We start from the raw sequence: 19216 nt of genomic DNA, 5'->3' as shown, positions 1-19216 counted from the left end.
CGCCTGAAACGGTCTATAAGGGCGCCACTTTCCCGGAAATTGTGGTGATTACCCACGGCCCGCGACACCGGCGCGGACGACAGAAGGACTTTACCCATGGCCCAACAACTGCTGATGCCGAAAGCGACCGCCGTCTGGCTGGTCGACAACACCGCGCTCTCCTTCGACCAGATCGCCCAGCTTTGCAAACTCCACCCGCTGGAAGTCAAGGCGATCGCGGACGGCGAGTCCGCGCAGGGCATCAAGGGTCTCGATCCGATTTCCACCGGCCAGCTCACCCGCGCCGAAATCGCCAAGGGCGAAACCGATCCGAACCACAAGCTGAAGGTCGCAGATCCGAAGGTCCGTGTGCCGGAATCCAAGCGCCGCGGCCCGCGCTACACCCCGGTTTCCAAGCGACAGGACCGCCCGAACGCCATTCTCTGGCTGGTTCGCAACCATCCGGAACTGAAGGACGCGCAGATTTCCCGCCTCGTCGGTACCACCAAGTCGACCATCGAGCAGATCCGCGACCGCACGCACTGGAACTCGGCCAACCTGGCGCCGATGGACCCGGTGACGCTCGGCCTTTGCAGCCAGATCGACCTCGACCTCGAGGTCGAGAAGGCATCGCGCGGCCGCCCGCTGCCCTCGGCCGACGACGTGACGCTGGTTCCGGCCCGCGAAACGGAAAATCTCGGCTTCTCCTACGACCGCGAGGACGAGGAAAAGGAAATCGACGCCGACGCCGTTTTCGCCAAGCTCAAGTCGCTCAAGTCGACCCACGACGAGGAAGACGAGGGCGATTCCTACTGATTCCGAAAAGGTTTCACGTGAAAAACCCCGGAGTGGCAATCCGCTCCGGGGTTTTTTGTTTTCTTTCCGCCAACGCGCCCTTTCGTCAACGGCTGCCAAAAATCGCTGACCCCACGCGCACGCTGGTGGCGCCGAAGGCGACGGCGGTCTCGTAATCGCCCGACATGCCCATCGAGAGCTTCTCGACGCCGTTTTCCGCCGCCAGCATGGAAAGCAGGGCGAAATGCGGGCCGGGATTTTCCGCCGCCGGCGGAATGCACATCAGCCCCTCGATCGTCAGCCCCAGTTCCTCGCGGCACAGTTTCAGGAATGCCGGCGTGTCGTCCGGCGCGATGCCGGCCTTCTGCGGTTCGAGCCCCGTATTGACCTGCACATAAAGCCGCAGCCGCTTGCCCTGCTTCTGCATTTCCGTGGCGATCGCCCGGGCGATCTTTTCCCGGTCGACGCTTTCGATGACATCGAACAGGGCGACGGCTTCCGCCGCCTTGTTGGATTGCAGCGGCCCGATCAGGCGAAGCTCGATGCCGTCGGTTTCCGCCGTCAGTTCCGGCCATTTGGAGGAGGCTTCCTGAACCCGGTTCTCGCCGAACACCCGCTGTCCCGCCTCGATCGCGGGGCGGATCGCATCGGCATCGAAGGTCTTCGACACCGCCACCAGCGTCACGGAACCGGCCGGGCGGCCTGCGTCCTTCTCGGCCTTGAGGATTGTCTCGCGCACATCGTTCAGTCGCGCCTTGAGGTCCATGATCTCACCCTTCGGGAAATGGCGGGGCGGATCTTGAAGCCATGTCGTTGCTACAAAACCGCCGCATGCCCTTGCGCGACATGCTTTAGCCTCTCGATGGCTGGCTTGCCAAGACTGCACCGCCGAATTTGCCGCCCGGGCCGGAGGCGGGGGCCGTTTTACTTGACGCTTCCCGGGTTTCGTGGTGAAGGTCAGCCCGACTCATTTTCCCCCGCATTTCCCGGAATGAAAGCATGGCAACCGAACGATACAATCCGCGCGACGCCGAACCCCGCTGGCAGAAAACCTGGGACGAGCAACAGGTTTTCACGACGAAAAACGACGATCCGCGCGAGAAATATTACGTCCTCGAGATGTTCCCCTATCCCTCGGGCCGGATTCATATGGGCCATGTGCGCAACTATTCGCTCGGCGATGTCGTCGCCCGCTACAAGCGTGCCCGCGGCTATAACGTGCTGCATCCGATGGGCTGGGATGCGTTCGGCATGCCCGCCGAGAACGCCGCCATGCAGAACAAGGTGCATCCGAAGGCCTGGACCTACGAGAACATCGCCACCATGCGCGGCCAGTTGAAGTCGATGGGCCTGTCGCTGGACTGGTCGCGCGAATTCGCCACCTGCGACGTCGATTACTATCACCGCCAGCAGCACCTCTTCATCGACATGCTGGAAAAGGGCCTCGTCTACCGCAAGCAGTCCAAGGTCAACTGGGACCCGGTCGACCAGACGGTTCTGGCCAACGAGCAGGTGATCGAAGGCCGCGGCTGGCGCTCAGGCGCGCTGGTGGAACAGCGCGAACTGACCCAATGGTTCTTCAAGATCACCGACTTTGCCGAGGACCTGCTGGAGGCGCTCGACATGCTGGATCAGTGGCCCGAAAAGGTCCGCCTGATGCAGAAGAACTGGATCGGCCGCTCAGAGGGCATGCTGGTGCGCTGGGAAATCGTTCCGGGCCGGACCGATGCGTCCGAGGTGACGGTTTACACGACGCGCCCGGACACGCTGTTCGGCGCCTCGTTCCTGGCCATCGCCGCCGACCATCCGCTGGCGAAGGAAGCCGCTGCCGGCAATGCCGACATTGCCGCCTTCTGCGAGGAAGCGCGCCGCGCCGGCACGTCGCTTGCCGCCCTCGAAACCGCCGAAAAGAAAGGGATCGACACCGGCATCCGCGTGCGCCATCCCTTCGATCCCTCGTGGGAACTGCCGGTCTATGTCGCCAACTTCGTGCTGATGGAATACGGCACGGGTGCGATCTTCGGCTGCCCCGCCGGCGACCAGCGCGACCTCGATTTCGCCCGCAAATACGGCCTGCCCGTTACGCCCGTAGTGATGCCCGCCGATGGCGATGCCGCCACCTTCGCGATCGGCGACGAGGCCTATGACGGCGACGGCGTGATGATCAACTCGCGTTTCCTCGACGGCCTGACGACGGAACGGGCCTTCGAGGAAGTCGCCGGCCGCCTGACCGCCGCGACGCTGGGTGACGCACCGCAGGGCGAGCGCAAGGTGAACTTCCGCCTGCGCGACTGGGGCATTTCCCGCCAGCGCTACTGGGGTTGCCCGATCCCGGTGATCCACTGCGAAGTCTGCGGCATCGTGCCGGTTCCCAAGAAGGACCTGCCGGTGAAGCTCCCGGACGACGTGACCTTCGACGTACCCGGCAACCCGCTCGACCGCCACCCCACATGGCGCCATGTGGCCTGCCCGTGCTGCGGCAAGGATGCCCGCCGCGAGACGGACACGATGGACACCTTCGTGGATTCGAGCTGGTACTTCACCCGCTTCACCGCACCTTGGGAGAACGAGCCGACCGACCCGCAGGCCGCCAACCATTGGTTGCCGGTCGACCAGTATATCGGCGGTATCGAACACGCGATCCTGCACCTGCTCTATTCGCGCTTCTTCACCCGCGCCATGCGCGAAACCGGCCATCTGGACGTGAAGGAACCCTTCAGGGGCCTGTTCACGCAAGGCATGGTGGTTCACGAGACCTACAGCGCCGGCGAGGGCACGGCGCGCGAGTGGATCGCGCCGGCCGACCTGCGCTTCGAGGAAGCGGACGGCCAGCGCCGCGCTTTCCTGCTGACCTCCGGCGAGGAGGTGAAGATCGGCTCCATCGAAAAGATGTCGAAGTCGAAGAAGAACGTAGTCGATCCCGACGATATCATCGCCTCCTACGGTGCCGATACCGCCCGCTTCTTCGTGCTGTCGGATTCCCCGCCGGACCGCGACGTCATCTGGTCGGAGGCCGGCGTAGAGGGTGCGCACCGCTTCGTCCAGCGCGTCTGGCGCCTGATTTCCGAAGCCGCCGACACGCTGCGCAACGCCGATGCGACTCCGGCTAAGGAAGGTCCGGTGCTGACCGTGTCCCAGGCCGCACACCGGACGCTGAAAGCGGTGGAAGGCGATTACGACAAGCTTGCCTTCAACAAGGCCGTGGCCCGGATCTACGAACTGGTCAACACGCTTGCCGGCCCGCTGCAATCGGTTGCCGCCGGAACGGCCGATGCCGCGACGACGGCCGCGCTGCGCAACGCCGTCGAGATCCTGATCCAGATCATCGCCCCGATGACACCGCACCTCGCCGAGGAATGCTGGTCCGCCCTCGGCAATGAAGGCCTCGTCGCACGCCAGCCCTGGCCGCTCTTCGACGAAGCGCTGGTGGCGGACAACGAAGTGGTCCTGCCCGTGCAGATCAACGGCAAGAAACGGGCGGAATTGACAATCGCCCGCGACGCATCCCAAGATGCCGTCACCCGGGCCGTGCTCGGTCTGGAAGCGGTGAAATCCACGCTCGACGGTCGCGCTCCGAAGAAGATTATCGTCGTTCCGCAAAGGATTGTGAACATTGTCGTCTGATCGTCGTTCCCGGACCGGAACATTCTTCGCAGCGCTCGTTCTCACCATTTCGGCAGGTCTGCTTTCGGCCTGCCAGGTGCGCCCGCTTTATTCGGAACATTCGGCGACGTCGCAGGCGCTGAAGTCCATCGGCTTCTCGCAGGCCGAGGATCGCGTCGCCCAGGAAGTCCGTAACCGGCTCATCTTCCTGACATCCGGAGGGGCGGGCGAGGCCGTGAATCCGGAATACCAGGTGGACCTCGCTGTCAGAACCCGCATCGTCGGCGTGCTGGTGGACGCGACGTCCGACGAAGCCCGCGCCGGCCGCGTCATCGTCAACGTCACCTACGCGCTGAAGCGCGCCAGGACCGGCGAGATCATCAAGAACGGCAATCGTTCGGCCATCGCCCTGGTGGATTACCCGGAACAGGAATTCGCCAAGATCCGCGCGATCCGCGACGCCGAAAACCGCGCCGCCCGGGAAGCCGCGGAGTTCGTTCGCATGGACCTCGCCGGCGCGCTTGTCCAGTAATCGTGAAACGAAACCCTCCGCGCGAATGCGGGGAGGGCACCAGTTCGGAACCGGAAGCGATGGCGGAAATCAAATCCCACGAATTTGACGGTTTTCTGCAAAAATCGGCCCGGTCCTACAGGATCTTCGTCATCTACGGGCCGGACAGGGGCCTTGTATCCGAACGCGCCGGGGCCATCGCAAAGGCAAGCGGCGTGCCGCTCGACGATCCCTTCGCGGTCGTCAAGCTCGACGCGGGCAGTCTTCAGTCCGACCCCGGCCGTCTGCTGGATGAAGCCAACACGATCGGCCTGTTCGGCGGCGGAAAGCTGATCTGGGTCAAGAGCACGGGCGCCGAAAAGGCCTTGGCGGACGCGCTGGCGCTTCTTGCCGCCACGCCGCCCGGGGACAGCACCGTCATCGTCGAGGCCGGCGATATCCGCAAGGGTGCCGGGCTGCGCAAGATTGCCGAACCCGCCTCGACCGTTGCTATCATTCCCTGTTATGCCGACGATGCGCGGGCCCTGAATGCGCTGATCGACCGGGAGCTCGGCGCAGCCGGACTGCGAATCACGCCCGGCGCACGCGACATGCTGCTCGATCTGATCGGCGGCGACCGTCTCGCCTCGCGCAACGAGCTTCAGAAGCTGGCCTTGTACGCCAAGGACAAGCCGGCGGTCGACGAGGACGACGTGGCGGCCATCATCGGCGATGCCAGTTCCATCTCCACCGACGAGGCCATCGACGCCGTGCTGACGGGCGACCGCAACGGATTCTTCCATGCCATGCGCAAGATCACGACCTCGAAGACGCCGATATTTCTCGTCCTGCAAGGGTGCCTGCGCCAGTTCCAGATGCTCGACCAGATGCGCGCGGAAATGGATGAGAGAAAAACACCGGCGGCCCAGGTTCTCCACAGCATGGGGCGGGGCCTGCATTTCAAGCGCAAACCCGCCGTGGAGCAGGCCCTGCGCACATGGAACGGCACGGCCATTGCACGCGAAATGAACCGTCTGCAAATGGCCATCTTCCACAGCCGGCAGAAACCTGCACTGGAGGAATCGATAGCGCTTCACACGCTTCTGTCTATCACCGTGCAGTCCTCGCAGAGACAGCGCAAAAGCGGTTGAATCCAGCTAAGAATTAAACACGCCGTTCCAGAAGACGGCAGATTTCCTCAAGCTGTTCCAGCGTCTTGTAAGAAATGCGCACCTGCCCGCCGGTTCCCCGGTGATTGATCTTCACATCGAGCCCCAGCGTATCGGTCAGCGAGCGCTCCAATGCCAGCGTATCCGAATCCTTTTCGGTGGAAGCGGCCACGCCCAGCTTCGGGTCGGACTGGGACTTGATATCGTTCTGGGCCAGACGTTCGGCATCGCGCACCGACATGCCTTTTTCAACGATGCGGCGCGCCAGCGCCACTGGGTCGGAGGTCAGCACCAGGGCACGCGCATGGCCTGCCGAGAGGGACCCGTCGGCCAGCATATTGCGGACGGGATCGGGCAGCTTCAGCAGGCGCAGGCTATTGGCGACATGGCTGCGGCTCTTGCCGATGATTTCGCCAAGGTCGTTCTGGGTATAGCCATGATCAGCGATCAGTTGCTCATAACCCAGCGCCTCTTCGAGCGGATTGAGGTCCGAACGCTGGACGTTCTCGACGATCGCGATCTCGAGCGCGGTCCGGTCGTCCACATCGCGGATGATGACGGGAATTTCGGTCAATCCGGCAAGCTGCGCCGCCCGCCAGCGACGCTCGCCGGCGATCAGTTCATAGGCGTCGCTGCCGAGCTTGCGGACCACCACCGGCTGCACGATTCCGTGCTGGCGAATGGAATTGGCAAGATCCTGAAGTTCCGCTTCGTTGAACTGGCGACGCGGGTTTCTGGGATTGCGCGCAATGAACTCGATGGGGATGTCCCGGTCGGCGTTCACCGGTTCGGGACGAGCGCCCGCCAGCGGAGCGGACTGGTCGATCTCACCGATCAACGCAGCAAGCCCGCGTCCGAGACGCCGCTTGGAAACATCGTCATTCATTACTCGCTCCTGTATGATATTGATGCAATCAAAGATTGCGACATCATCAGCCAAGTCGGCTAAGTTATTCTTTATGCGGCAACTTTCCGGCGGCGTTCCCGCTGGATCACTTCCGATGCCAGTTGCAGATAAGCCTGGCTGCCGGCACATTTGAGATCGTAAAGGATGGCCGGTTTTCCATAGGACGGCGCTTCCGACACACGAACATTCCGCGGAATCAAAGTGTGATAGACCTTTTCACCCAGATGTTCCCGCACGTCATTGACGACCTGCTGCGCCAGATTGTTACGGGAATCATACATCGTCAAGACGATTCCCTGAATGTCGAGGCCCGGATTCACCGTGCGCCGAACCTCGTCCACCGTTTCGAGAAGCTGGCTCAGACCCTCCAGGGCGAAGAATTCGCATTGCAACGGCACCAGAACCGAGTGCGCCGCAGCCATCGCGTTGACGGTCAGCAGATTGAAGGACGGCGGGCAATCCAGCAGGATATAGCTGTAGGCATAGGCTTCGTGGGTTTGAAGCGCCTGTTTCAAACGGAAAGCACGGTCGCCGCGTTGGGCGATTTCCATCTCAAGCCCGAGCAGATCCATCGTCGAGGGCACGATGAAAAGATTGGGAACCGCCGTCTGGAAAGCCGCCTCTTCTATGCCGCAGGCACCGACGAGAACATCATAGGACGAGCGGGTTCTCTCCCGACGCCCGATTCCGAGACCCGTGCTGGCATTTCCCTGCGGATCGAGATCGATAATAAGCACGCGCTCGCCGATCGCCGCCAAAGCGGTGGCGAGATTGATGGCCGTCGTCGTCTTGCCGACGCCACCCTTCTGGTTTGCAATGGTAATGATCCGGTTTCGCTCGTTCGCCATACCCGCCATCCGAATTGGATTATGCCTTCAGCGTCAGGCCGGAGATTTCCAGAAGAACCGAATCCATCTCGACCTTGCTTTCATGTATTACCAGATCGAAATCCCAACGGCCACGCGCTTTATCGAGTTCCGCCCTGTAATCCCGGCCTTTATGGAAAATGGCCTTTGCCTTGCGCCCGCGACACATCCACGGCGCCGCATAATCGAACAGCTTGTCGAGTTCGGCCAGCGCACGCGCCGAAACGGCGTCGCATTCGGCAATCTGCTTCGGTGCATCCTCGATTCGCACTGCATGAACCGACCCACGTGCGCCGGTTTCGCTGAGCGCAACCCGCAGGAAGGCGGCCTTCTTGTGATTACTCTCCACAAGCCGGACCCATCCGCCATCGGTCTCGCTCAAGAGAATGGCGGTGATGACACCCGGAAAGCCGCCCCCACTTCCGAGATCCACCCACTCTCTGGCTCCCGGCAATATCTGGAAGACCCGTGCGCTATCGGCAATATGGCGTGTCCAGAGCGTATCAAGTGTCGACGGTGCCACCAGATTGATGGATTTCGCCCATTTCTGGAACAAGGCTGCAAAATGCCGCAGTTTCTCCTGTGTTTCACGTGAAACGCGAAGACCGTTCAAATCCATTGTTCAGACTCGCTTTACGTGTATCAGGAGGCAGATCGTTTCGGAGAAGAATCTTTTCGAAGATGTGCCAGGATCAACGAAATCGCTGCCGGCGTCATACCATCGATGCGGCCAGCCTGGGATATGTTAACTGGCTGGAATCGTTGCAGCTTTTGTTTCAACTCATTGGAAAGGCCGGGCAGTTTCATGAAATTGAAATCAGCTGGGATAACCTTGCCTTCCTCGCGCCGCACGTCGACGATGTCAGCTTTCTGCCGATCCATATAAACCGCATAGGCCGCCTCGATCTCCAGCGCTTCCGCTGCACGTTTTGGAATCTCCGCCAGTTCGGGCCAAACGGCAGTCAGGGACGAAATCGTCTGCTCCGGATAAGCCAGAAGCTCATAGGCGCTTCGCCGTTTGCCGTCCTGATTGAGCCGTAAACCGGCCCGCGCCCCTTCGGATGGAGTGAGGGCAAGCGACTGAAGCAGGTCCCGGCCGTGCGTCAGCTCTTGCTCATAAAGTGCAAACTGTTCGCGGCGTGGGCGGCCAACGAGACCCAGCCGCATGCCGAGAGGCGTCAGCCGGACATCGGCATTGTCTGCCCGGAGCGAAAGCCGGTATTCGGCCCGGGATGTGAACATGCGATACGGTTCGGCAACGCCCTTGGAGGTGAGATCGTCAATCATCACGCCGATATAGGAATCCGTACGGCTGAAATGGAAAGGCTCGGAGCCGCTTGAAAACAGCGCGGCATTGAGCCCGGCCACGAGCCCCTGGGCTGCGGCTTCCTCATAACCGGTCGTTCCATTGATCTGTCCGGCGAGATAGAGACCGGGCAGACGCTTGAGCGCCAGCGCCGGCGTCAGTTCCCGCGGATCAACGAAATCATACTCGATCGCATAGGCATATTGCAGAACGGTCGCTTTTTCCAAACCGGGGATGGTTTGAAGAAAGGCCGACTGCACATCTTCAGGCAGAGACGTCGAGATTCCATTCGGATAGACGGTATGGTCATCCAGCCCTTCGGGTTCCAGGAATATCTGGTGCCCGTCACGCTCGCCGAAACGGACGATCTTGTCTTCGATGGACGGACAGTAACGAGGGCCGATGCCTTCGATCTGGCCGGAATACATGGCCGAGCGCTTGATATTGTCGGCAATGATCCGGTGCGTGGCTTCGGTCGTTCGCGTCACGCCGCAATCGATCTGAGGATTCGTGATCTTTTCCGTCAGAAAAGAGAAGGGGACAAGTTCATCATCGGCCGATTGCCGTCCAACACTCTGCCAGTCGATGGTGCGGCCATCGAGCCGAGCGGGCGTGCCGGTCTTCAGCCGACCAAGCGACAGGCCCAGCCGCGAAAGTGTTGCCGACAGGCCCTGACTGGGTTCCTCGCCCATACGGCCAGCGGGTATCTTCTTGTCGCCTATATGAATCAGGCCACGCAAAAAGGTACCGGTCGTCAGCACCACAGCACCACACCCATATGTGCGGCCGTCCCAGGTGACAACGCCGGTTATACGACCCTTGTCGACAGCGAGGTCGAAGGCGTCGCCCTCGATGACATCGAGATTGTCGATCTCGGCAATGGCATCTTGCATCGCCTGACGATAGAGCTTGCGGTCAGCCTGTGTCCTCGGACCGCGAACCGCGGGACCTTTCCGGCGATTGAGCATGCGGAACTGGATGCCACCGGCATCCGCGACACGACCCATCAATCCATCGAGCGCATCCACTTCGCGCACGAGGTGGCCCTTGCCGAGCCCCCCGATGGCCGGATTGCACGACATGACACCGATGGTGTCACGCTTGTGGGTCAAAAGCGCCGTCTTTGCGCCCATGCGTGCCGCTGCGGCTGCGGCTTCGCAGCCCGCATGCCCACCACCGATAATGATTACATCATATTGCTGCATATGCCGCACTCCTGCTGAAAGGCTAATGCCTCCAAGCCGGTTCTTGTGTCAATAGTTTCACGTGAAACAGGCATCCGGACTCGCTCAGGCTGTATGCCAGTGTTTCACGTGAGTCACGCTATTTGCCGATACAGAATTCCGAGAAAATCACATCGAGCAATTGCTCGACGTCGACCCGGCCTGTCACCTTTCCCATTTCGTGCGCCGCCAGACGCAGAAATTCGCTTCGCACATCCAGTTCATGCCCTTCAATCGCCAGCGCCTCTTCGAGATGGGCCAGCGAGGCACGAAGATGCTCGACCTGGCGCGCTCGAACCGGGACTGAGAAGCCGCCGGTCTGCTCCTGCCGCTGTCTGAGATCGGCAATCAATAGATTCCTCAAGCTGTCCAGACCCGCGCCTGTCGCCGTCGATATGCACAGGTCATAACGACCGACAGAGGGGTCATCGAGATGCTGGTCCATCTTCGTTCCGATACGGAAACGTCGCACGCTTTTGGACGACACGTCGATTTCGGAAAAACGACCGATCTCATCGAGATGCAGCAGGATATCCGCAGTTTGCGCCGCATGAAGGGCACGCCGTATGCCTTCCTGCTCGATCGTCTCGCTTGTTTCGCGCAGACCGGCTGTATCGAAGAGACGCACCAGATATCCGCCAATATCGAGATCGGCATGCAAGACATCCCGTGTCGTCCCGGCCAGATCCGTGACGATGGCCACCTCCCGACCGGCCAGGGCGTTCATCAGGCTCGATTTTCCGGCATTTGGCGGTCCGGCGATTACGACTTTCAAGCCGTTGCGAATGATTTCTCCTTGCTCGGCCTGTAACAAATGCCGTCGCATGGATGTAGCCAGAGCGGACAGACTGCTCCAGACCTGATCGGAAACCGAGCCGGGAACATCCTCTTCATCGGCAAAATCCAGTTCCGCCTCGATCAATGCCCGCGCGCGGGTCAGACGATCCGCCCAGTCATCATACAAGGCCGACAGACCACCGAAACTCTGTTCCATCGCCAGACGGCGCTGCATTTCCGTTTCGGCGGAAATGAGATCGGCCAACCCTTCCATTTCGACGAGATCGGCCTTGCCGTTCTCGAATGCCCGGCGCGAAAATTCCCCGGCTTCCGCCTGTCTCAGTCCCGGCATCGCGGTCAGTTCATCCAGCAATCGCTGAACCACCGCCCGGCCGCCATGAAGATGGAATTCAACGCAATCTTCACCGGTGAAAGACGAAGGCCCCGGGAAAATCAACACCAACCCTCGATCGATCTGGTCTTCGTTACGGGCCCGAATCGTTCTGAGCGTTGCCCTGCGCGGTTCCGGCAACGGACCCGCGAGAACCGCGGAGACCGAAAGGGATTGCCGCCCGCTCAGCCGCACCACGGCAACACCGCTCGGAAGTCCGCCGGACGAAAGGGCAAAAATCGTATCATCCGATTTGGTCATCAGACACCATAACGAAAAGGGAAATGCATGAGAGCCGACAGCCTGCACTTCGCGACCCGCAGAAATACGGTTCGAACGCCTCAAACCTATCGTCCCGACCCTCGGACACATCGGAAGCCGCTCGAATGCCGCTTCATGAGGGAGATGCCGGAAAATATCAAGTCCCACCGCCCGATCATGCTGCGTGAACGCGCCTCTATTATGAATATCGGAATTGAATATCGTTACGGATCGGAATCGACTTTTGTTCGTTTCGTGTTCGAATCAATCCATTCCCAACAAGAAGAAAAGGAAATCTCCTGATCTCACCTATGGAAACGGCCCGCAGCTTTTGCCGACGGGCCGCGTCCGAAATCATAGTGCAGGAACGAATCAGGTGTTCATTGAATCGAAGAAATCGCCGTTGGTTTTCGTCTGCTTCAGTTTGTCGATGAGGAACTCGATTGCATCGGTCGTACCCATCGGCGCGAGAATCCGGCGAAGGACAAAGATCTTCTGGAGATCCTGACGCGGCACCAGCAGGTCTTCCTTGCGGGTGCCGGACTTGAGAATATCCATAGCCGGGAAAATACGCTTGTCGGCCACCTTGCGGTCGAGCACGATTTCCGAGTTGCCGGTGCCCTTGAATTCTTCGAAGATCACCTCGTCCATGCGGCTGCCGGTATCGATCAGCGCCGTTGCGATGATCGTCAGCGAACCGCCTTCCTCGATATTGCGGGCCGCGCCGAAGAAGCGCTTCGGACGCTGAAGCGCGTTAGCGTCGACACCGCCGGTCAGAACCTTGCCAGACGAGGGCACGACGGTGTTGTAGGCGCGACCGAGACGCGTGATCGAGTCGAGCAGGATGACCACGTCGCGGCCGTGTTCCACAAGGCGCTTCGCCTTTTCGATCACCATTTCGGCGACCTGGACGTGACGAACCGCGGGCTCGTCGAAGGTGGAGGAAACGACTTCGCCCCGCACCGAGCGCTGCATGTCGGTCACTTCTTCCGGACGCTCGTCGATCAGAAGCACGATCAGATAACACTCGGGATGATTCGCCGTGATGGAATGGGCGATGTTCTGCAACAGAACGGTCTTGCCCGTGCGCGGCGGCGCAACGATAAGGCCACGCTGACCCTTGCCGAGCGGCGCGACGAGATCGATGACCCGGGCGGACAGATCCCTCGACGTCGGATTTTCCAGTTCCATCTTGAAGCGCTCGTTCGGATAGAGCGGCGTCAGATTGTCGAAATGAACCTTGTGGCGGATCTTCTCGGGATCGTCGAAATTGATCGTGTTGACCTTGAGAAGGGCAAAATAGCGCTCGCCTTCCTTCGGACCGCGAATCGGCCCCTCGACCGTATCCCCCGTCTTGAGGGAAAAGCGGCGAATCTGCGAAGGGGAAATGTAGATATCGTCGGGCCCAGGAAGGTAGTTCGCATCGGCGGAACGCAGGAAGCCGAAACCGTCCTGCAACACTTCGACGACGCCCGCACCGATGATCTCCACATCCTGGCTGGCCAGAACCTTGAGGATCGCGAACATCAGCTCCTGCTTGCGCATGGTGCTGGCGTTCTCGACTTCCAGAGATTCGGCAAAGGTGAGGAGTTCGGTCGGAGATTTGTTCTTGAGTTCCTGAAGCTTCATTTCAGCCATGAAGGGGCACCATTTTTATGAAAGTAGAAGAGAGGGGAAGGCGTGTTGGCAGAATTCGCACCTGCGGCTCACCGCAGGGATCAGAACAGGTCACACAAGCCAATGGAGATGAGTTGCGCGGAAAATAGCGATTCACGCAAATCGCCGCAAGCGGAAACCGTAAACGCGGCGAATAATTCTCAGCACGTTCGCTCTCAGCCGGAAAACGGCTTGACGATTGCCAGAATGACGATGGCCATCATCAGAACCGTCGGCAGCTCGTTCATGACCCGCCAGTAACGCGGCGTCCTGCGCGGACCGTCCTTGGCGAAAAGCCGCACGGCGCGGGAAAAATGCACATGGACGAGCATCAGAAGAACGACGAGCGCGATCTTCGCATGCAGCCATCCGCCGCGAAAACCGTAAATGTCCCAGGCGATGTAAAGGCCGAGCATCCATGAAATCATCATCGCCGGGTTCATGATGACCTTGAGAAGCCGCTGCTCCATCACCTTGAAGGTTTCCGACTGGGCCGATCCCGGCTCGGCATCGGTGTGATAGATGAAAAGCCGCGGCATGTAGAGCAGACCCGCCATCCAGGCAATGACCGCGATCACATGGAAAGCCTTGATCCAGAGATAGAAATCATCCGGCTGCGTAAACCGCAGAAGACCGATCAGCGCCAGAAAAACGCCGATCGCCGTAAAGGCCTTGACCGACGCGCGCCGGCCCGGCGCCCGGTCCGTCTGCCTTTCCGGCCCGGTCATGCGGCCGCGCCTCGAACGCGTTCGACCAGCGCCGTCACATGATCCGGATCGGCCTCCGGGGTGATCCCGTGACCGAGATTGAAGATCAGCGGTCCCTGGCCAAGATGCTGGAGGATATCGTCGATCCCGTCTTCCAGCGCCTTGCCGCCGGCAACGACGCACATCGGATCGAGATTGCCCTGAACCGGCCCGTCCTTCTGCAATTCGGCGGCGAATGTCAGCGGCACGGACCAGTCGAGACCGATCGCGTCGGCATCCGTCGCCTGGCGATAATCCTTGAGGAGAAGACCCGCCCCCTTTGCAAAGGCGATGATCCTGGCCTGCGGGCGGCGCGCCCTGACCGAAGTGATCATGCGCTTCACCGGCCGGACCGCATAGGCCTCGAATTCCTTCTCGCCGAGAACGCCGGCCCACGAATCGAAAATCTGCACGGCATCCGCGCCGGCATCGATCTGCGCGACGAGATAATCGGCAGAAATGTCGGCCAGAAGATCGAGAAGCCGGACGAAAGCTTGGCGGTGACGATAGGCGAACAGCCGGGCAGGGGCCTGATCCGGCGTTCCCCGGCCGGCGATCATGTAGGTCGCGACGGTCCACGGCGCACCGCAGAAACCGAGCAGTGCGGTTTCCTGCGACAGGGCGGCGCGAATGCGGTTTACCGTTTCGAAGACCGGTTTCAGGTGATCCTGAACGCCTTCGGCCGACAGCTTTTCGATCCCGTCGGCGTCGATCGGATCCATTTCCGGGCCGTGCCCGACATTGAACCGGACATTGCGTTTCAGGGCATCGGGAATGACCAGGATATCCGAGAACAGGATGGCCGCATCGAAACCGTAACGGCGGATCGGCTGAAGCGTTACTTCCGTTGCCAGTTCTGGATTGTAACAGAGGTTGAGGAAACTTCCGGCCTTCGCCCGCGTTTGCCTGTATTCCGGCAGATAGCGACCTGCCTGTCTCATGAGCCAAAGCGGAGGAGGCGCAATCGTTTCTCCGGATAGCACCCTGATAATCTTCCGTTCGCTGGCTTGCAAGACGTCGCTCTCCAATAAAACAAATAGGAATTGAAAGGTTTTCTATTTCTTAGAGTCGGTGAGTAGCAAGGATTAAAATCAGTCCCGACAAAATGCCGCGATTTCGCAAATTTCCCATTCCGGTGCATGGTGAATCCCGGACTCTTGCCCAATAACAGGGATAATTGCATTTTCATATTTGAATTCAAGATGATAACGGAAAACGGATTTTAATCAAAACTGTGGATGATCTGGGGACAGAAGATGGAAAGCTGGAGCTTATGAGTCTTGTTCACAGCCATTGCCGCAGGTTTTCCGGTTGTTTGCCGAATGTGGAAAACCCGGCAGTTTTCCACTAGCCTGGACAAGGTCCGGGTTTTTGCCGATCCCTCTCCCGGATTTTCAACAGGGCTTTCAGAATAACGTGGAAAACCGCAAAAACTTCTTCCACCTCCATCTGATCTCCGATTCGACGGGGGAGACCCTGATGTCGGCGGGCCGGGCGGCGTCGGTGCAGTTTCGCGATGCGCAACCGGTGGAGCACCTCTATCCGCTGATCCGCAGTCGCAAGCAGTTGCTGGCCGTGCTGGAGGCGATCGACACCGAGCCGGGCATCGTTCTCTACACGCTGGTCGATACCGAGTTGGCGGCGCTGGTGGACGAACGCTGTCGGGAGATCGGCGTTCCGGCGGCAAACGTTCTCGAGCCGGTCATGAACGTCTTCCAGCTCTATCTCGGAACGCCGTCGCGCCGCAGGGTCTCGGCCCAGCACCTGATGAATGCCGATTACTTCGCGCGCATCGAGGCGCTGAACTTCGCAATGGATCACGACGACGGCCAGATGCCGGAGGATTACGACGAGGCGGATGTCATCATTCTCGGCGTCAGCCGCACATCGAAAACGCCCACCAGCATCTATCTCGCCAACCGCGGCATCAAGACCGCCAACATACCGATCGTGCCCGGCGTTCCCTTGCCGGAGGCTGTTTTCGCGGCAAGCAGGCCGCTGATCGTTGGGCTTGTCGCCACCACGGATCGCATCTCGCAGGTTCGCGAACACCGGGAACTCGGTACGGTCAACGGTTATGACCACATGCACTACACCGACCGCGCGGCGATTTCCGAGGAACTGAAATATGCCCGTTCGCTCTGTGCCCGCAACAACTGGCCCGTTATCGACGTGACGCGCCGCTCCATCGAGGAAACGGCGGCCGCCATCGTTGCCCTGCGGCCGAAGCTGCGATAGACCGGGGCCCGTTTTACAGGAAATCATACCCGGGCAGACCGATGGCCGCTTCTTCTCTCATTCTCGCATCTTCCAGTCCGTTTCGCCGCCAGCTTATGGAGAATGCCGGCCTGGCCTTCGAGGCGATTGCGGCGAGGATCGATGAACGCGCGATCGAAGCGCCACTCGAACGATCCGGCGCGACGCCGGACGAGGTGGCGCTTCATCTCGCCCGGGCGAAGGCTCTGGAGGTCAGCGGCCGTCATCCGGCGGCGCTGGTGATCGGCTCCGATCAGACCATGTCGCTCGGCGACCGCGTCTACCACAAGCCGCCGACGCTCGAAGCGGCCGGCGAACATCTTCGGTCGCTTTCCGGCAAGACCCACCGGCTGAACAGCGCCGTGGCCTTCGCCAGAGCCGGCACCGTCGTCTGGGAGCATGTCGCCCATGCCGATATGACGGTGCGTCCGCTTTCGGACGGATTCATAGAGAGGCATCTGGCGCGGGTTGGCGACCGGGCACTCCTGAGTGTCGGCGCCTACCAGCTTGAAGGGGAGGGCATACAGCTCTTCGAAAAGATCGACGGCGATTATTTCACCATCATCGGCCTGCCGCTTCTGGCCGTGCTCGGGGAATTGCGTCGCCTGGGGGAAATCGATGGCTGATTCACGTGAAACGTTAACCATGCGCGCTTTCGTGACCGGCTATCCGGTCAGGCATTCCCGCTCGCCGCTCATTCACGGCCACTGGCTGAAATCCTTCGGCATCGACGGACACTATGCCGCCCGGGAAGTGGCGCCGGAGGATTTTCCGGCCTTCATCGCGGCGCTCAAGGACGGTTCCGGCGGTTTCCGCGGCGGCAACGTCACCATACCGCACAAGGAAATGGCCTTCGCGCTTGCCGACGAACCGGACGGACTTGCAGAGGAACTGGGCGCCGCCAATACGCTCTGGCTCGAGGATGGCAGGCTGAAAGCCACCAACACCGACGGGATGGGTTTCGTTTCGAACCTCGACGAACGCCGGCCCGGCTGGGATGACACCGGACGCGCCGTGGTCCTGGGGGCCGGCGGCGCCAGCCGGGCGGTCCTTCAGGCCCTGAGGAACCGCGGAATTGCGGAAATCAATGTCGTGAACCGCACGGTCGGGCGGGCGCGGGAACTGGCCGACCGCTTCGGCCCGAACATCCACGCCCATTCCGTGGAGGCGCTGCCCGAGGTGATGAGCGGCGCCGGACTGTTCGTGAACACCACATCGCTTGGGATGGACGGCATGCCCGTGCCCGCCATCGACTTTTCACCGCTTGCATCGAACGCCGCCGTCACCGACATTGTCTATGTGCCGCTGAAAACGCCGATTCTGGCGATGGCCGAAGCCCAGGGCTTTGCCGCCATCGACGGGCTCGGCATGTTGCTTCATCAGGCGGTGCCGGGTTTCGAGAAATGGTTCGGCCGGCGGCCCGTCGTGGATGAGGTGCTGAGGGCTTTGGTGATTGCGGATATGGAAAAGCACCGATGATCGTTCTCGGCCTGACCGGCTCCATCGGCATGGGAAAATCGACGACGGCGGATTTCTTCCGGGCCGAAGGCGTGCCGGTCAACGATGCCGATGCCGTGGTTCACGATCTCTACCGGACCGAGGCCGTCGGCCCGGTCGGTGATCTTTTCCCGGGAAGCGTGGTCGGCGGCGTGATCGACCGTGCCGAACTGAGCCGGCAACTGGCCGGGAATCCGGCTAAGCTCAAGCAGCTGGAAGCCATCGTCCATCCGCTCGTCCGGGCGCGGGAGAAAGGTTTTCTGGAGCGGCAGCGGCAGGCGGGCAGTCCGGTCGTGCTGCTCGACATTCCGCTTCTCTACGAAACGGGCGGGGAAGGGCGCGTCGATGCCGTGGTCGTCGTGACCTGCGATCCCGAAATCCAGCGGCAGCGGGTCCTGGCGCGTCCGGGCATGACGCCTGAGAAATTCGACATGATCCTGAGCCGGCAATTGCCGGATGCGGAGAAGCGGCGGCGGGCCGATTTCATCATCGACACCGGACTCGGAATGGATGCCGCGCGCGAGCAGGTTCGCAGCATATTGGCGACGCTCGGCGCAGGCTGGAAACGGAAGGGCTGAACATGCGTGAAATCATCTTCGATACGGAAACAACCGGTCTCGAAAACAGGAACGACCGCGTGATCGAAATCGGCGGGATCGAGCTTTTCAACCATTTCCCGACCGGCAATACCATCCATTTCTATATCAATCCCGGCGACCGCAAGGTCCATCCGGACGCCCTGGCCGTGCATGGGATCACCGACGAGTTTCTGGCCGACAAGCCGCCCTTTGCCGATGTCGCGCCGAAAATCGTCGCGTTCTTCGAAGGCGCCAAATGGATCGCCCATAACGCCACATTCGATATGGGCTTCATCAATGCGGAATTCGCGCGGCTGAACCTGCCGCCAGTGTCGAACGACATGGTCATCGACACGCTCTCGATGGCGCGCCGCAAGCATCCGATGGGGCCGAACACGCTCGATGCGCTTTGCCGGCGCTACGGGATCGACAATTCCCACCGCACCAAGCACGGCGCCCTGCTCGACGCCGAGCTTCTGGCGGAAGTCTATATCGAGATGATCGGCGGCCGTCAGGCGGCCTTCGGCCTGACCGAAGACGAGCGCCGGGCCGAGGGCAATGCGGACGACGATGCCGGCATTTCCGATTTCGGAAAACGGCCGCGGCCGCTCGTCTCCCGGCTTTCCGCGGAGGAGAGGGAACGGCACGCGGTGATGGTTTCTTCCCTCAAGAGCACGCCGATCTGGTCGAAATACGACGACCCGGCCTGAAGGGCG

At 60.8% G+C, this 19216-nt stretch carries 19 protein-coding genes; 10 read left to right on the top strand and 9 right to left on the bottom strand.

All coding sequences use genetic code 11. The annotated features are described in order from the left end of the window. Positions 1-96 precede the first annotated feature (96 nt). Positions 97-795, top strand: coding sequence for a DUF1013 domain-containing protein (locus tag NOF55_RS20605; protein ID WP_306413005.1), 699 nt, complete (start codon positions 97-99; stop codon positions 793-795). 85 nt (positions 796-880) lie between these two features. Here the strand turns inward: NOF55_RS20605 and NOF55_RS20600 are convergent, their stop codons facing one another. Then, the gene (locus NOF55_RS20600; protein ID WP_306413004.1) at positions 881-1540 is read right to left on the bottom strand and encodes a YggS family pyridoxal phosphate-dependent enzyme; all 660 of its coding nucleotides are present in this window, start codon (positions 1538-1540) and stop codon (positions 881-883) included. 233 nt (positions 1541-1773) lie between these two features. Here NOF55_RS20600 and leuS point away from each other — a divergent pair, with 233 nt between their 5' ends. Genes leuS through holA form a run of 3 tightly spaced genes read left to right on the top strand, consistent with a single transcriptional unit; the run spans position 1774 to position 6018 of the window. Continuing rightward, positions 1774-4398 (top strand): leucine--tRNA ligase, encoded by a 2625-nt coding sequence (leuS, locus tag NOF55_RS20595; protein WP_306413003.1) that lies wholly within the window; start codon positions 1774-1776, stop codon positions 4396-4398. Then, the gene (locus NOF55_RS20590; RefSeq protein ID WP_306413002.1) at positions 4388-4909 is read left to right on the top strand and encodes an LPS assembly lipoprotein LptE; all 522 of its coding nucleotides are present in this window, start codon (positions 4388-4390) and stop codon (positions 4907-4909) included. The genes leuS and NOF55_RS20590 overlap by 11 nt, the downstream gene beginning before the upstream one ends. 59 nt (positions 4910-4968) lie before the next feature. Continuing rightward, the gene (gene holA, locus NOF55_RS20585) at positions 4969-6018 is read left to right on the top strand and encodes a DNA polymerase III subunit delta (protein WP_306413001.1); all 1050 of its coding nucleotides are present in this window, start codon (positions 4969-4971) and stop codon (positions 6016-6018) included. Positions 6019-6031: 13 nt separating this feature from the next. On the opposite strand, the gene NOF55_RS20580 is transcribed toward holA, so the two are convergent. From NOF55_RS20580 to mnmE, 5 genes are all read right to left on the bottom strand, one after another. Further along, entirely contained in the window at positions 6032-6922 is an 891-nt protein-coding gene (locus NOF55_RS20580) for a ParB/RepB/Spo0J family partition protein (RefSeq protein WP_306413000.1), read from the bottom strand. Between the two features lie 71 nt (positions 6923-6993). Then, complete coding sequence (locus tag NOF55_RS20575) at positions 6994-7791, bottom strand: ParA family protein (RefSeq protein WP_306412999.1); 798 nt, start codon at positions 7789-7791, stop codon at positions 6994-6996. A gap of 19 nt (positions 7792-7810) precedes the next feature. Beyond that, positions 7811-8428: a 16S rRNA (guanine(527)-N(7))-methyltransferase RsmG gene (gene rsmG / locus NOF55_RS20570; protein WP_306412998.1), complete on the bottom strand. Its 618-nt coding sequence runs from the start codon at positions 8426-8428 to the stop codon at positions 7811-7813. 23 nt (positions 8429-8451) lie between these two features. After that, entirely contained in the window at positions 8452-10347 is a 1896-nt protein-coding gene (mnmG, locus tag NOF55_RS20565) for a tRNA uridine-5-carboxymethylaminomethyl(34) synthesis enzyme MnmG (protein WP_306413108.1), read from the bottom strand. Positions 10348-10438: 91 nt separating this feature from the next. Continuing rightward, positions 10439-11767, bottom strand: coding sequence for a tRNA uridine-5-carboxymethylaminomethyl(34) synthesis GTPase MnmE (gene mnmE, locus NOF55_RS20560; protein ID WP_306412997.1), 1329 nt, complete (start codon positions 11765-11767; stop codon positions 10439-10441). Positions 11768-11794: 27 nt separating this feature from the next. Here mnmE and NOF55_RS20555 point away from each other — a divergent pair, with 27 nt between their 5' ends. Beyond that, positions 11795-12070, top strand: coding sequence for a hypothetical protein (locus NOF55_RS20555; RefSeq protein WP_306412996.1), 276 nt, complete (start codon positions 11795-11797; stop codon positions 12068-12070). A 69-nt stretch (positions 12071-12139) separates the two neighbouring features. Here NOF55_RS20555 and rho read toward each other — a convergent pair whose 3' ends face one another. The 3 genes from rho to hemE form a co-directional block, all read right to left on the bottom strand. Next, the gene (gene rho / locus NOF55_RS20550) at positions 12140-13405 is read right to left on the bottom strand and encodes a transcription termination factor Rho (protein ID WP_306412995.1); all 1266 of its coding nucleotides are present in this window, start codon (positions 13403-13405) and stop codon (positions 12140-12142) included. A 194-nt stretch (positions 13406-13599) separates the two neighbouring features. After that, complete coding sequence (gene hemJ / locus NOF55_RS20545) at positions 13600-14151, bottom strand: protoporphyrinogen oxidase HemJ (protein WP_306412994.1); 552 nt, start codon at positions 14149-14151, stop codon at positions 13600-13602. Next, a complete protein-coding gene (gene hemE / locus NOF55_RS20540) occupies positions 14148-15110 on the bottom strand; it encodes a uroporphyrinogen decarboxylase (RefSeq protein ID WP_370869016.1) in 963 nt (320 codons plus the stop codon). The genes hemJ and hemE overlap by 4 nt, the downstream gene beginning before the upstream one ends. Positions 15111-15585: 475 nt before the next feature. On the opposite strand from hemE, the gene NOF55_RS20535 reads away from it, so the two are divergent. The 5 genes from NOF55_RS20535 to dnaQ are packed head-to-tail and all read left to right on the top strand — an operon-like array spanning position 15586 to position 19210. After that, complete coding sequence (locus NOF55_RS20535) at positions 15586-16407, top strand: pyruvate, water dikinase regulatory protein (RefSeq protein ID WP_306412992.1); 822 nt, start codon at positions 15586-15588, stop codon at positions 16405-16407. A gap of 41 nt (positions 16408-16448) precedes the next feature. Next, positions 16449-17051, top strand: coding sequence for a Maf-like protein (locus tag NOF55_RS20530; RefSeq protein ID WP_306412991.1), 603 nt, complete (start codon positions 16449-16451; stop codon positions 17049-17051). Continuing rightward, the gene (locus tag NOF55_RS20525) at positions 17044-17904 is read left to right on the top strand and encodes a shikimate dehydrogenase (RefSeq protein ID WP_306412990.1); all 861 of its coding nucleotides are present in this window, start codon (positions 17044-17046) and stop codon (positions 17902-17904) included. Before NOF55_RS20530 ends, NOF55_RS20525 begins: the two co-directional genes overlap by 8 nt. Then, complete coding sequence (gene coaE / locus NOF55_RS20520; RefSeq protein WP_306412989.1) at positions 17901-18500, top strand: dephospho-CoA kinase; 600 nt, start codon at positions 17901-17903, stop codon at positions 18498-18500. Before NOF55_RS20525 ends, coaE begins: the two co-directional genes overlap by 4 nt. Positions 18501-18502: 2 nt before the next feature. Then, entirely contained in the window at positions 18503-19210 is a 708-nt protein-coding gene (dnaQ, locus tag NOF55_RS20515; protein ID WP_306412988.1) for a DNA polymerase III subunit epsilon, read from the top strand. Positions 19211-19216 lie beyond the last annotated feature (6 nt).

The sequence above is a fragment of the Ectorhizobium quercum genome, from assembly GCF_026552795.1.
In the GTDB taxonomy this organism is placed as follows: domain Bacteria; phylum Pseudomonadota; class Alphaproteobacteria; order Rhizobiales; family Rhizobiaceae; genus Ectorhizobium; species Ectorhizobium quercum.
The sequence above is the reverse complement of the archived record's forward strand: the minus strand, read 5'-3'. Positions and strand labels throughout refer to the sequence as shown.

What these genes read in the sequence shown, in the direction of transcription:
- NOF55_RS20605 (WP_306413005.1), top strand. Translation starts at nt 97, where the DNA reads ATGGCCCAACAACTGCTGATGCCGAAAGCGACCGCCGTCTGGCTGGTC.
- leuS (WP_306413003.1), top strand. Translation starts at nt 1,774, where the DNA reads ATGGCAACCGAACGATACAATCCGCGCGACGCCGAACCCCGCTGGCAG.
- rho (WP_306412995.1), bottom strand. Translation starts at nt 13,405, where the DNA reads ATGGCTGAAATGAAGCTTCAGGAACTCAAGAACAAATCTCCGACCGAA.
- NOF55_RS20530 (WP_306412991.1), top strand. Translation starts at nt 16,449, where the DNA reads ATGGCCGCTTCTTCTCTCATTCTCGCATCTTCCAGTCCGTTTCGCCGC.
- rsmG (WP_306412998.1), bottom strand. Translation starts at nt 8,428, where the DNA reads ATGGATTTGAACGGTCTTCGCGTTTCACGTGAAACACAGGAGAAACTG.
- hemE (WP_370869016.1), bottom strand. Translation starts at nt 15,110, where the DNA reads ATGAGACAGGCAGGTCGCTATCTGCCGGAATACAGGCAAACGCGGGCG.
- NOF55_RS20580 (WP_306413000.1), bottom strand. Translation starts at nt 6,922, where the DNA reads ATGAATGACGATGTTTCCAAGCGGCGTCTCGGACGCGGGCTTGCTGCG.
- coaE (WP_306412989.1), top strand. Translation starts at nt 17,901, where the DNA reads ATGATCGTTCTCGGCCTGACCGGCTCCATCGGCATGGGAAAATCGACG.
- NOF55_RS20575 (WP_306412999.1), bottom strand. Translation starts at nt 7,791, where the DNA reads ATGGCGAACGAGCGAAACCGGATCATTACCATTGCAAACCAGAAGGGT.
- NOF55_RS20525 (WP_306412990.1), top strand. Translation starts at nt 17,044, where the DNA reads ATGGCTGATTCACGTGAAACGTTAACCATGCGCGCTTTCGTGACCGGC.
- dnaQ (WP_306412988.1), top strand. Translation starts at nt 18,503, where the DNA reads ATGCGTGAAATCATCTTCGATACGGAAACAACCGGTCTCGAAAACAGG.
- NOF55_RS20600 (WP_306413004.1), bottom strand. Translation starts at nt 1,540, where the DNA reads ATGGACCTCAAGGCGCGACTGAACGATGTGCGCGAGACAATCCTCAAG.
- mnmE (WP_306412997.1), bottom strand. Translation starts at nt 11,767, where the DNA reads ATGACCAAATCGGATGATACGATTTTTGCCCTTTCGTCCGGCGGACTT.
- NOF55_RS20555 (WP_306412996.1), top strand. Translation starts at nt 11,795, where the DNA reads ATGAGAGCCGACAGCCTGCACTTCGCGACCCGCAGAAATACGGTTCGA.
- holA (WP_306413001.1), top strand. Translation starts at nt 4,969, where the DNA reads ATGGCGGAAATCAAATCCCACGAATTTGACGGTTTTCTGCAAAAATCG.
- hemJ (WP_306412994.1), bottom strand. Translation starts at nt 14,151, where the DNA reads ATGACCGGGCCGGAAAGGCAGACGGACCGGGCGCCGGGCCGGCGCGCG.